Source organism: Anabaena sp. EIM26 (assembly GCF_057568715.1).
Window position 1 is genome coordinate 4300921 of the sequence record NZ_CM172472.1, and the last position, 13343, is coordinate 4314263.

11 protein-coding genes are annotated in these 13343 nt (G+C 38.9%); 6 read left to right on the forward strand and 5 right to left on the reverse strand.

Annotation, left to right across the window (positions count from 1 at the left end):
* The first annotated feature begins 24 nt into the window (after nt 1-24).
* Entirely contained in the window at nt 25-1116 is a 1092-nt protein-coding gene (gene ychF, locus AC012T_RS18585) for a redox-regulated ATPase YchF (RefSeq protein WP_487060215.1), read from the forward strand.
* Between the two features lie 232 nt (nt 1117-1348).
* Here the strand turns inward: ychF and AC012T_RS18590 are convergent, their stop codons facing one another.
* The 3 genes from AC012T_RS18590 to AC012T_RS18600 all read right to left on the reverse strand — a co-directional run bounded on the left by AC012T_RS18590 (nt 1349) and on the right by AC012T_RS18600 (nt 4448).
* Nucleotides 1349-2254, reverse strand: a complete 906-nt coding sequence (locus tag AC012T_RS18590) for a hypothetical protein (protein ID WP_487060216.1) — start codon at nt 2252-2254, stop codon at nt 1349-1351.
* A 69-nt stretch (nt 2255-2323) separates the two neighbouring features.
* Complete coding sequence (locus AC012T_RS18595) at nt 2324-3499, reverse strand: DNA double-strand break repair nuclease NurA (protein ID WP_487060217.1); 1176 nt, start codon at nt 3497-3499, stop codon at nt 2324-2326.
* A gap of 163 nt (nt 3500-3662) precedes the next feature.
* Nucleotides 3663-4448 (reverse strand): HAD family hydrolase, encoded by a 786-nt coding sequence (locus AC012T_RS18600; RefSeq protein ID WP_487060218.1) that lies wholly within the window; start codon nt 4446-4448, stop codon nt 3663-3665.
* A 453-nt stretch (nt 4449-4901) separates the two neighbouring features.
* Between AC012T_RS18600 and AC012T_RS18605 the strand changes: the two genes are divergently transcribed.
* The 3 genes from AC012T_RS18605 (at nt 4902) to AC012T_RS18615 (ending at nt 9667) form a co-directional block, all read left to right on the forward strand.
* Entirely contained in the window at nt 4902-7124 is a 2223-nt protein-coding gene (locus tag AC012T_RS18605) for an ATP-binding protein (RefSeq protein WP_487060219.1), read from the forward strand.
* Nucleotides 7125-7694: 570 nt separating this feature from the next.
* Nucleotides 7695-8378: a hypothetical protein gene (locus AC012T_RS18610; RefSeq protein ID WP_487060220.1), complete on the forward strand. Its 684-nt coding sequence runs from the start codon at nt 7695-7697 to the stop codon at nt 8376-8378.
* 32 nt (nt 8379-8410) lie between these two features.
* Nucleotides 8411-9667 carry a cytochrome P450 gene (locus AC012T_RS18615; RefSeq protein WP_487060221.1) on the forward strand — a complete coding sequence of 419 codons (1257 nt, stop codon included), beginning with the start codon at nt 8411-8413 and terminating at the stop codon, nt 9665-9667.
* A gap of 207 nt (nt 9668-9874) precedes the next feature.
* Here AC012T_RS18615 and aroB read toward each other — a convergent pair whose 3' ends face one another.
* Nucleotides 9875-10972: a 3-dehydroquinate synthase gene (gene aroB / locus AC012T_RS18620; RefSeq protein WP_487060222.1), complete on the reverse strand. Its 1098-nt coding sequence runs from the start codon at nt 10970-10972 to the stop codon at nt 9875-9877.
* Between the two features lie 217 nt (nt 10973-11189).
* Between aroB and petL the strand changes: the two genes are divergently transcribed.
* Nucleotides 11190-11282 carry a cytochrome b6-f complex subunit PetL gene (petL, locus tag AC012T_RS18625; protein ID WP_487060223.1) on the forward strand — a complete coding sequence of 31 codons (93 nt, stop codon included), beginning with the start codon at nt 11190-11192 and terminating at the stop codon, nt 11280-11282.
* A 143-nt stretch (nt 11283-11425) separates the two neighbouring features.
* Here the strand turns inward: petL and bioB are convergent, their stop codons facing one another.
* Entirely contained in the window at nt 11426-12430 is a 1005-nt protein-coding gene (gene bioB / locus AC012T_RS18630) for a biotin synthase BioB (protein WP_487060224.1), read from the reverse strand.
* Nucleotides 12431-12577: 147 nt separating this feature from the next.
* Here bioB and AC012T_RS18635 point away from each other — a divergent pair, with 147 nt between their 5' ends.
* Complete coding sequence (locus tag AC012T_RS18635; RefSeq protein WP_487060225.1) at nt 12578-13144, forward strand: GNAT family N-acetyltransferase; 567 nt, start codon at nt 12578-12580, stop codon at nt 13142-13144.
* Nucleotides 13145-13343: the final 199 nt, after the last annotated feature.

Genomic DNA, 13343 nt, shown 5'->3' on the forward strand with positions numbered 1-13343 from the left:
TGAAACCAACATCCAAAATCTAAAATGCTAAGAGCCGGAATTGTCGGACTTCCCAACGTCGGAAAATCAACCTTATTTAACGCTGTAGTGGCTAACGCTAAAGCCGAAGCAGCTAATTTCCCATTCTGCACTATTGAACCGAATGTTGGCATTGTCTCAGTACCAGATGACCGGTTAGACGTTCTCGCCAAAATTGCCACGTCAGTACAAACTGTCCCTGCGCGGGTGGAGTTTGTAGATATCGCTGGTTTGGTGAAAGGCGCAAGTCAGGGTGAAGGACTGGGTAATCAATTTTTATCACACATTCGAGAAGTTGATGCGATCGTTCATGTTGTGCGTTGTTTTGAAAATGACGATATCATTCACGTTGCTGGTTCTGTTGACCCAGCGAGAGATATTGAAATCATTAATTTAGAATTGGGTTTATCTGATTTATTCCAAATTGAACGCCGTATTGACAGAACTCGCAAACTAGCACGCACTAGCAAAGATGCACAATTTGAAATCACCGTCTTGGAAAAATTAGCTGCGGCGTTAAATGAAGGTAAATCTGTTCGTCAAGTAAGTTTGAATGAAGAAGAAGCTGAAATTATTAAAGGTTTAGGACTTCTTACCAATAAACCAATTATCTATGCTGCTAATGTGTCTGAAGATGATTTAGCAACAGGTAATGATTTTGTTGAAAGAGTACGAGAAGTTGCGGCTCAAGAAAAAGCCCAAGTTGTGATTGTTTCTGCACAGGTGGAAGCAGAACTTGTGGAATTACCAGAAGCAGATAAAGCTGATTTTTTGGAATCTTTGGGTGTGAAAGAAGGTGGTTTAAAATCTTTAATTCGTGCCACTTATACCCTGTTAGGTTTACGGACTTATTTTACCTGTGGGCCTAAAGAAACTCGTGCTTGGACAATTAATGCGGGAATGTCTGCACCCCAAGCTGCTGGTGTTATTCACTCTGATTTTGAGAGGGGATTTATTCGCGCTGAGACTGTTGCTTATAATGATTTAGTAACACATGGTTCTATGAATGCTGCGAAAGAAAAAGGTTTGGTGAGAAGTGAAGGTAAAGAGTATGTTGTACAAGAAGGAGATGTGTTATTATTCCGGTTTAATGTGTAGATAAAAATCTCACGCAAAGACGCAAAGGTAAAATTCATAGTTAACGCTAGTAATTTGTAAGAATTCAGGAGTCAGGAGTCAGGAGGAAGAAGTCAGGAGTCAGGAGTCAGGAGGAAGAATATTTTTCTCTTCTGTTAAGAGTTCCCTGCTATCTCAAATATTCTGTATCCTGAATCCCCATCTCAACTAAACCTTCTGCCCTCTGCCTCCTGCCTTCTGCCTTCTGCCTTCTTCAATCACCTATGATGTAGGTTGAAGAACCCATATTTTCATCATCTGTTCCTAAAATTAGTCCACCGACTGCACCTGGGAGAAGTTCCAATCCTTCGATTTTGTGATAATAATCGCGGTAGATAGAGAAAAGTTGCTGAGTTTGTCGCCATTCTATTTGCTCATCATGTAATGCTAAATAACCAGCAATGTAAACAGCAGATTGAAAAGGCCCATCATCTCCAGAATCGTTAGCTGAGGTGATGTAAACAATACCGGCTGAGTCTATTTTTAGATCTGAAATATGGCGAACATTACCACCAGGGAAAGGTACTTTAAAATTAGCTGAACCTACATTAGTAATTTGATATTTAGTTAAATTGAGCTTTCCCCAATAAATTTTTGCTGGTTGCTCACCTTCTCCACGATGTCCCCAAACTGCAATTAATTGATTATCAATTTTTTGTAAACAGAAAGATTCAAAATTACTGTCTTGGGTAATTTCTGGTAAATCAAATTCTTTAAAAATATTTATATTTTTTTTGTTGGCATCTAGCTGGAAATGATAAGCTTTACCCTGACTATTGACAGCAATAAAATCAGAGTTGTTGGTATCTGGAATAGATGTTAATGCCTCTAAATCTATAGGTAGTTTAATATTTTTTTGCCAATTTAAGGGTAAATATTGAGGTCGATTTTTACCATGAAAACTAATAATTGCTAAACGTACTTGATTTGGTTTTTTGTTGTCATGGACAATTAAAAAATCTAGTTGATCATTTTTCTGATTTATCAAAGCCATGCCACTAATACCAAAGGGAATTCCACCCCGCACAGGTATCCAAGTTTGTGCAGAAACTTGTTGAGATATTAATAATAATCCACTCAAAACTACCATTATGATGACTAATCTGAGAAATTTCGGCATATTGATTGATCTAAGTAGATTTATCATCATACCAAACCCAGGAAAATTATTTAGAAGGAATTAATTTTATTAAGCAATACTTCCCCTCTTTCTTGCTTCTTTGTAGGAGGTGCCAACATTTTTGATACCTGCTTTAATCATTTCTCTTTCTAAAAGGGCAAAGAAATGGTTTCTATCACCACCTCTGACTACAGCCTGATTATGTGCTTCTGCGATCGCAACAGGATAACCGTATCCTTTCTGAACTTGTGCCAACATTAATCCTAGTGCTTGGTCGAGCATAGCTGTGTTTTCTGCTACCCAAACAGGAACTTCTATCCGAGCAATTTCTGCACCTACATTAACGTGACAAAAATAAATGGTTTGGTCTGCGTATAATTCTAAAATTCGGTTATTGCTACGCCAGAGAGGGCCACGTTGTCCTGGTTGGAGTTGGGTTGCCCATAGAGATGTATCGCGTAAGGAATCAAATATTTTACAAGGTACATATTCTAATTGGTTAGGGCAATGAGTGATGCAATCAGGTACTGGATGGGGACAAGCTAATAACCGTAAAAAGTTCATGGAGTCGATATTGCGAGAGGCGCTAAGATAGCCCATGATGGGAATTTGGGCTTGACGCATTTGTTGCCAGGCTTCTAAGATGGGGGGCAAAATGCGATCGCGAGCATCTATCGGTAATTGATCTAAAAACCAATAAATTAAAGAACCATCCACCATTGCTAAAGCTGGTGCTTCTGTTTTTGCACTACAAGCTAGTTCTGCTAATACCGTAGTTTCTGAAGCAGTACGGCGATGACTCATCCATTCTTCGGTTCTTAAACCCCACTGACGGGCAATATATAAATCTTCTGGGCGATAAAATACCTCCGGCAAACTATCTAGTAATGGGTGACGATTTTGACCGTAGTGTAAAACAACTCTACCGATATTTAGTAAATAACAATAGGCAATTTCGTGATGATTAGGGGCAATTTGTGAACCGTCTGTAGCGATGACGGTATGAACTTTAGGGGGGATAGAGATATCAATACAGGTTTCTAGGGATTCCATTGGTGTAGCATTGGCAAAGAGGATGCGATCGCGCCATTTTTCTTGACGTTCAATTAATTCTTGTTGACATTCAACCGCTTGTTTTAAATTTTGTTTTGCCAATTCCAACCGCCGATTGCTTTCAGCAACTTCTGAGGAAAGATGCTGACTTAATCCTTGCATTTGTCGCGCTAATTTTGTTAAATCAAGCATAAAAATAAATACTAAATTCTGAATCCTGAATATTTGCAATTCCAACCATTAAAACAATAACTGATGATTTTAATTCTTTAATTTTCACTCTGTGGAGGCTGACTTGGTTTATGTAGCCCCAGACTGCTAGTCTGAGGGCATATTTAACAACAGATTGAATCTATCAAATCCACTTAGAGAAATCTTGAGAAAACTGAGAAAGTGATATTACCTGAATACGTGAATCATCTGCTCCTGCTTCCCTTTCTGGTTGAGTATTATAACCCCAATCTGCTAAGAAAAGTTGAACATGATCTAAGTCTGATTGTTTTTGGACTAATTGTAATGTTTTCAGTCTATCTTCAACAAACCACAAACTCGCTGGTTTGGTATTTGCTTTCTCAATTAATTCCCGCAAAGTGTCATATTTTGGGCGTTTTACTTCCTTCCCAAAAATGGATTCAGGTGCTAAATCAACTCCTTCTCTTTGTAATAATTGCTTGACAAAACGCCCTTCCTTAGTAGTGACAATGTATAAATTCACTCCACTAACAAGAGTCATTTTTAGTCTTTCTATCACCCCTGGATAGAATTTATGCAAACTTAACCAACCATCTAAATCTGTGGCTATCCATTCATCTCGCAAGGTGTCAAGTTTTTTGGCAACTTCTTTTGCCTCTAAGTTATCTGCACCTAAAATCTGAGGAGTAATATTTGCCCATGCTTGCAAAATTTTATCATCAGAAAAACCCTCAATTAAGGCTTTAATTAGAACAGGCATTTCCCAACCGGTTTCAATTACAGGACGCAAGCGATAGAATCTTAAAGCTAAATCATCCGGTGGTGTGTCGTTAGCAGATGACCAAATTTGACAGTAGGTACGCCACGCTACCTCAAAATATTCAATTAGTCCATCGCAAATCACTCCATCAAAATCTAAGGCTAATATCGTAGGACTATTTGCTGTCATTGTTTTGAGGACGAAAACTGCTTTTTTTAGCTTATCGTATTCTTTAGAGAAAATTAGGTATGCAAGCTAACATAGGGTTTGCTGAAAAAGTTATCTGTGTTCGCGCAGCGTGACGTAAGTCATGGGCTAGGAGTCAGAATTCAGGAGTCAGGAGTCAGGAGGAAGAATTAGAAGAAGAGAAGAATCGTCTTGAATCTGGTCAAGTTATAGGTAAATGAACAGTTTCAACGCTTATTCCTTGCACCTGATTCACCTTTTTAACCTTCCAACTCTTGATATATCTAAGTTTTAGCTTTATTAAGCAAGCCCTAACATAGGCAGTGCTGCCAAAAACACAAGTTACTTTAAATAAGTAAAAATGCTTATTTTTCTTTATATTTAGTAAACTGGTTGAGAAATATGGGAAAACTAAGCTTGCTGGCTGCTTTACTCCGTATAAAATATTTTTGTAGTATGAGAAATTTTTTAAAAATTACAAGTCATGTCAATATTTCATTACGTTTCCTGTTAATTGTTCCCTTTCTCATTCAAATTTCGGTGACTGTGGGTTTGGTTGGGTATCTCTCCTACCAAAATGGGCAGAAAACAGTTAATGAGTTAGTAGCTCAAATTATGGACAAAACCAGTAACGTAGTCAATCAACATTTGAATAACTACTTGGCAGTTCCAAATCAACTAAATCAGATGAATGCTGATGCTGTTGAAACAGGAATGTTGAATTTACAAAACCTGGAAGTTGGAGGACGATATTTCTGGAAACAGATGCAGCTTCATCAAAATTTAGGCTATAACGGCTACATTTTAGCTACTGGTAAAGGGGCTGGCGCTGGTAACTATGCCGATAAGAAACTGAAGACATTAGAAATATTTCCGAAGGTAGTTAAGGGAGTATCGACAATTTATTCCTATGCTACGGACAATCAAGGTAATAAAACGACGCTACTCAATACTTATAACTACAACGGCTTAGAACAACCTTGGTATACAGAGACTGTAAAAGCTGGTAAACCGATTTGGAGCGGTGTCCATCCTTGGATTGGTGCTTTTAACTCTGGTTCTATTGCCGCATCCGCAAATTATCCTATTTATGATCAAAGCGGTAAATTATTTGCTGTCTTTGGGGTTGATTTACTGCTTTCTAATATCAGTAATTTTCTAGAAAAGATTCACGTTAGCAACAATGGCGTTGTTTTTATCATTGAGCGTAATGGTCTATTAATTGCCGATTCTAGTTCTACAAAGCCTTACAAAATCGTCAATACTCAAACTGAGAGGATCACTGCAACTGACAGTTCTAGCCCCCTAATTCGAGCAACTGCACAGTATTTACAGCAAAAACCCAGTAATTTGCAGCTGATTCAAGATCCACAACAGTTGAAATTTAATTTTCAGGGTAATAACCAATTTGTCAAAGTCACTCCTTGGCGCGACCAGTTGGGTTTGGACTGGTTGGTTGTCTTGGCTGTTCCCGAATCGGATTTTATGGGGCAAATTCAGGAGAACACACGTAACACCATCTTTTTGTGTCTGGCGACTTTGGTAGTGGCATCTCTTATGGGTATTTATACATCTCGTTGGATTACTAAACCCATTTTAGATTTGAGTCAAGCAAGTCGGGTAATTGCTGATGGCGATTTCAACAAATCGGTAGAGCTAAAAGGTATTAATGAATTAGAGATACTTGGTCAGTCTTTTAACCATATGGCCAGACAACTACAAGAATCTTTTACAGCTTTAGAAACTGCTAACCAAAACTTAGAACAGTCTAATACTGAATTAGAACAACGGGTAGAGGCGCGAACCCTTGAACTGCAAGCAACAATTCAAGAATTACACCACACTCAAACTCAGATGGTGCAGAGTGAAAAAATGTCTGCTCTCGGTCAAATGGTGGCGGGTATAGCTCATGAAATCAACAATCCTGTCAATTTCATTCATGGCAATCTCACCCATATTGAACAGTACACTGAAGATTTGTTGTCTTTAGCACAACTGTATCAAGATTATTTACCCGCACCATCTGTAGAAATTATAGAGAAACTAGATGAGATTGATTTTGAATTTTTGGAAGAGGACTTAGGCAAAATACTCAAGTCAATGGCAATGGGAACGACGCGGATTCAGGAAATTGTGTTGTCATTACGAAATTTTTCGCGTTTAGATGAGGCAGAAGTGAAAGAGGTTGATATTCATGAAGGTATTGATAGTACCCTGGTGATTTTAAATAACCGCCTCAAAGCTAAGTCTGATCGTATGGGTATTGAGGTGATCAAGGAGTACGGAAAGTTGCCTTTGATTGATTGCTACGCAGGTCAACTCAATCAAGTGTTTATGAATATACTGAATAATGCCATTGATGCTCTAGAGGAAAGGGATAAAGTGCGATCGCTAGATGAAATTAACACTCAGCCTAGCAAAATCAAGATTTCTACAGTATATCAAGATGGCTGGATTAGTATTCACATCACAGATAATGGGCTGGGCATCAGAGAAGAAGACAATTCCAATGTCTTTAATCCATTTTTCACTACCAAACCTGTAGGCAAGGGAACTGGTTTAGGTTTATCCATTAGCTATCAAATTATTACCCAAAAACACGGCGGCAAGTTTTATTTTCACTCAACCCCTGGAGAAGGAACGGAGTTTATCATCCAGTTACCCATGCGTACTACCTGAGTTCGGAGTTTCTCCTATGCCTACGGCACGGCTTCGCCGAACGGAGACGCTACGCGAACGGAGTTATGATTTTTAAGGGCGAGATAATAAGGGTTTGAGACTCTTACTGGGGGGAGTTTTCCACAAATTATCTTATGTCGAACTCAGGTGTACTGGGTGCTGATATTGACGAAGGAGGGACTTACCCCTGTAAGCTGCTCTCTCGTCTCTTCGGTCAATTTTACATAAATTATACATAAATTAAAGATGAATTATGTTTTGGTTTATCTACTGATAATTACATACTAATATTTAAGTAATTATGTTGGTAATTTTTCCGTAAAATGAATATCATTTATGTAAAAATACTTAATTGATTTGGAGAATCAAGGGGTTTTACTGATAATCTTTCTTAATTGTTAATCAATTTACCACTAAAACTTAATTTTTAATGGCTCACTGCGATGAGGGTCACTAACTTGATATTTAGAATTTATAAGTATTTTTACGCTTTTCTATTCAATATAAATAAAGTTCTATTAAACGTAGGCTGTGTTAGAAAAATGTTCTTTTGTAATAACGAGCTCAAAGATGCTACTGCAAGATATTAGAATCCAACCGAATCAAGTTCATAATCGTGATTATGTGCAAGAAATCAATGATTATGTGGAACATTTATACGGTGAAATTCCCATTTCTCCTTGCCCGTTTACAAAGAAAGAAATAGAAGAATTAGATAGTCACAATGAACTGCTTGTCTACTTGCCTGCCAAGATGTCAATGAAGCAACTTTGCCAACAATTTGGGATCAAGGCAAATGTAGATTTCGAGCATGAAACCATGATCAAAAATACAATGGTTTCTGAAGATCAGTGGTTTGTTACATCTGCATCAAAAACTCCAGAACTTATGTACAAAACTGGAGTAGCTGCAAAACGGATGTATGAAGACGAAGGTTTACACGGAATGGATTTTAGGCGTTATCTAGCCTTTGCTGCTACTTTTAAATATAAGTTTGGCGTATTACCAGACCAAACATACTGGACATTTCTCTTGTCGGGAAGTTATGACCGCAGTGGAATATCCATTGTAGGATTCGATTCCCGAAATGTTTTAAATCATCACGGTTGGATGAAGAATTTCAAAGCCAAGTTTTTAGGTTCAAGATATATAGTCATTGCTCCGAGAGTAGAGATTGTTCCTGAAACGGTAGACCTAACAAGAGCTTATCGAGAAAAAAGAGGTACTGCGGGTAAAGAAGCAGATATGGAATAGAGTCGATTCACTGTAGGAGTAGTTTGTAATCAATGCTAACTGAAATTTTGCAACAAGGGGAAAAGTATGACTTACTTAACCCCTTATTTTTTGCCAACCCTGATGCAACTTTGCATCAAATGCGGACTGAAAATCCGATTTATTGGCATTCTCAATTGGAGTCATGGATTCTCACTCGTTACGTTGATATTTACAATGTCATCCGTGATCAAAGATTTTCTGTAGACAGAGGTGGCAAGATTGGCAAAAGCAAATCTTTAGTAATAAAAAATAAGCTAGATTTTTGCAATCAATACTTTACCCAGTGGATGGTATTTTCTGATCCTCCTAGACATACGCGACTCCGTAATTTAGTGGGTAAGGCATTCACTCCACAGCTTATAGAAAGCTTGCATCCTTTGATTCAAAACTTTGCTGATGAATTAATCAATGCGATTCAATGCAGTGGCAAAATGGAAGTGATTGATGATTTTGCTGTTCCTTTACCAGCCCTGGTCACGGCGAAGTTGTTGGGTGTACCACAAGAGGATATTCCACTACTTAAACGCTGGAGTAGCAATATGTTTATGCTCTTTGGGGCTGGTTGGGCTAGTGAGGAAGTTGTAGAAACTACTTACCAAAGCTTAGTAGATAGTATTCAATACTTTGATGCTCTGATTGCAGAGTACCGTCAATCTCCTAGCAATAATTTAATTAATCAGTTAATAGCTGCTGAAGATCATGGTAGTGTGCTAAGTGCTGAAGAACTGACAGCAACCTGTATTACTTTTATGGCAGGTGCATATGAAACTACAACTTATTTGATTAGCAATGGATTGTTGGCTTTGTTACAAAATCCTGAACAGCTACAGATGTTACAAGAGAATCCTCTGTTGATTGATTCGACAGTAGAAGAAATTTTGCGATATTGCGGGCCTGCTTTTAGTGTAGTTCGTAGAGCGATCGCTCCGCTGACCGAAGGTATCGCAGATATTGAAATAGATGGTCATTTAATTACTAGTGGGCAGAAAATATATTGCGTTTTACACGCTGCTAATCATGATCCCGCTAAGTTCTCTAACCCAGATAAATTTGAAATAACTCGCAAGGAAAATCGTCATCTTGGCTTAGGACAAGGTATTCATGTTTGTCTAGGTGCAGCTTTGACACGTCTGGAAACAAAAATTGCAATCAACACTATTCTCCAACGCTTGCAAAATATCCGCCTGGATACTGAACAGTTGACTTGGATACCAAATTTGGCAATGCGGGGTTTGGAAGAATTACCTATTGTGTTTTCACGTCAATAATGACGGGGCTTTAAACCTAAATTTTCGGTCAAAGGCTCTGCTTGGTTGTGATAGTAGAGGCAGAGCCTCTTTATAGCATTCCCAGTCAGAGACTGGGAACGAGATCAAACTTCTGACTCCTGAACTCCCGAACTCCTGAACTCCTGAACTCCTGACTCCTGACTCCTGACTCCTGACTCCTGAACTCCGAACTCCGAACTCCGTCTTCTAACCTGCCATTTCTTTTAATACTTGCCGAATAGTATCTGCTGGTACTTCGTCAGTAACTTTCACTGCACCAATTTGGGTTGGTAACACAAACCGCACTTTACCGGATTTGACTTTTTTATCTAATTGCAAAGCATCAATAATAGCTTCAATATCCAAACCTGCTGGTAATTGTGTCGGTAAACCAGCTTTTTTAATTAAAGCGTTTTGACGTTCTGTGTCTGCTTTTTGCCAAAGTCCCAATTTTTCGGCAATTTCTCCTGCGGATACCATACCAATGCCTACAGCTTCCCCATGTTTAAGTAAACGATACTCAGTCAAGCTTTCTACCGCATGACCGATAGTGTGACCATAGTTAAGAATGGCGCGGAGTCCAGATTCTTTTTCATCTTTGCTGACAACATCTGCTTTCGCTTGACAAGAATGGGTTAATATGTAATTTATCAGGTCGGATTTTACATAGCGGAGTTGGTCAAGGTGTTTACTCGCTTCCAATTGGGTAAACAGTTCAGCGTCCCAAATTACGCCATACTTGATCACTTCCGCCATTCCCGCTCGAAATTCCCTCGCTGGCAGGGTTTTTAAGACTTCTGGATCAATTAAGACTAGGCGCGGTTGATGGAATGCGCCAATTAAGTTTTTGCCGTGGGGATGATTTACCCCGGTTTTACCACCAATTGCCGAATCTACCATTGCTAAGAGACTGGTAGGTACTTGGACGACGTTAATTCCTCTTAACCATGTAGCGGCTGCAAATCCGGTCATATCACCCACTACACCTCCCCCTAAAGCGACCATTGTAGAGGAACGTTCTAGGCGGTTGTCGAGGGCTATATCATAGATTTTTTGGATGGAGTTGAGGGTTTTGTAGCGTTCACCTGGTGGGAGGTTGTAGCTGACGACTTCAAAGCCGGCATTTTGTAAGGATGCGATCGCTCTTTCGCCATAATGTTTAAATATCATCGGGTTAGAAACTAGCAAAACTTTCTTGCCTAGCTGCAAACTCGCCATTTGTTCACCCAGTTGATCTAAACTCCCAGGTGCAACAGCTATGTCATAAGATTTTTCTGGTATATCTACTTTAATTACAGAAGTCATTTTCTAAACCTATTTAGAAGAAGGAGTCAAGAATCAGGAGTCAGGAGTCAGGAGTCAGGAGTCAGGAGAATGAAGAAGTATTTTCTATTCTCTAAAATCTAAACCCTATACCCTCCTCTTCCCAATCACCTCATAATACCTGTTCCCTGTTCCCTGTTCCCTGTTCCCTGTTCCCATGATTCAATAGAAAGTAAGTAACTAATTTGGAGAAACTCAAATGGCTGTAGTTGAATATATTGTATTTTTAGGCGCGTTCATGGGTATAGCTGTCGGTTTACTGTTTGGTCTGCGTTCTGCCAAGATCATTTAAGCCGAAAATACCTGTAGGGGTGGGGAAACCCCGCCCTTTCGCTCCTTATTTTATTAGACATCTCCAGAAAAAATTGTAGAGAAGTTTCATGGCACTTCTCTACAGAGGTTACAGATCAAGCATATTTAATTTTCACCAGATGTCTATTGTCTAACCGCAGCAACAGGTGTTTTTTCCTGCTTTTGGAATGGTGGACGCATCTCTAAACCCAGCAAATTTAGCATTTCCCGGTCTGCATCATAATCAGGACAGGGAGTTGTCACCGTTAACATCTTATTATCATCGCTGGAAAAGATGGAATTAGCCCCAGCCATAAAGCATAAAGCTTGTTCAATTTGGGAGAGTTTCGCCCTACCTGCACTTAAACGCACATCGGAAGTAGGCATAACAATTCTAGCGGTAGCAATCATCCGTACCACTTCCCAAATCGGAACTTCTGGCTGATTTGCCAAAGGTGTACCGGGAACCTGTGAGAGAATATTAATGGGTACAGATTCTGGATGTGGTTGCAAATTGGATAGTGTATACAACATTCCTACCCGATCTTCTACGCTTTCACCCAAGCCAAGAATGCCACCAGAGCAGACAGTCACATTAGTTTGGCGGACATTTTCAATAGTATGCAAGCGATCGCCATAAGTCCGACTAGTAATCACCGTACTATAATACTCTTCAGAAGTATCCAAATTATGGTTATAAGCATACAATCCCGCATCTTCTAACCGCTTGGCCTGATTTTCTGTCAACATTCCCAAAGTGCAACATACCTCTAAACCCATAGCCGTGACATCCTGCACCATCTCCAGAACTTCATCAAATTGGGAATTATCCCGCACTTCCCGCCAAGCAGCACCCATACAGACACGACTCACACCTGTTTCTTTAGCCTTTTTAGCAATGTTAATCACCGTTTCTTTTTCTAACAATGCTTCTGGCTTTACCTCTGTTTTATAGCGAGAAGATTGGGCGCAGTAACTACAATCTTCTGGACAACCACCTGTTTTAATAGAGATAAGCTTACAAACTTGTATTTGTTTTGGGTCATGAAATTGGCGATGTACACTAGCAGCTTGATAAATAAGCTCTAGAAATGGTGTATTATATATTGCCAAAATCTCCGCTTGCTGCCAATCGTAGCGTATTCCCACCTTCACTATCCTTTTATAGATTGGATTTATCAACAACTGTATTTGTGATTATTAACATAACATTACAGTCAAGTACAGCCAGCACAAAATAAATTTACAACTTCTTCAGCATATTTTTAAATATACAGATTTACTAATTTATAGTATATGAATTTAGAACTGCCATTAATTACAAGCGATCGCCTATTATTACAAGTAGCGATACCAGAAGATATTCCCCAAATTCTTAAATATTTCACCATTAACAAAGTCTATCTTACCCCATTCTCCCCAGTTTGGATTGATGGTTTTTTTACAGCAGAATATTGGCAAGATCAGATCGACAAAGATCATTTAGAATTTATTAATGATTACTCATTAAAACTATTTATTTATCCCCAAATAAAACCCACAGAAATTATTGGTCTTGTCAACTTTACCAGTTTTGTGCGCGGAGCCGCTAGTTTTTGTAATGTTGGATATAATCTAGCGGAAAATGCCCAAGGTCATGGCTACATGACAGAAGCCTTAAAAGCCGCAACTGAATATGTATTTCAAGAGTTAAACTTTCACCGCATCATGGCCAATTATATGCCACACAATCGCCGTAGCGGTAACGTGCTAAAAAGACTTAGTTTTGTCATAGAAGGATATGCTAGAGACTATTTATTGATTAACGGTCAATGGGAAGATCATATTCTCACCAGCTTGACTAATCCTAACTGGAAACCATAGGTCAGAGTTAGGAGTAAGAAGGCAGAATTCAGAGGGAACAGGAACCGGGCAACTCTTAACAGAAAAAACTCATAAAAACATGAGATTGAAATAATGACACTGTTTTTTCGTGCTACGCATCTTGTAAAAACATCTTTTTTACTAAGCTTTAAACTCAGAACTAAAGTTTCTTATCTGTTCACTTTTTTGTAAAATTAAG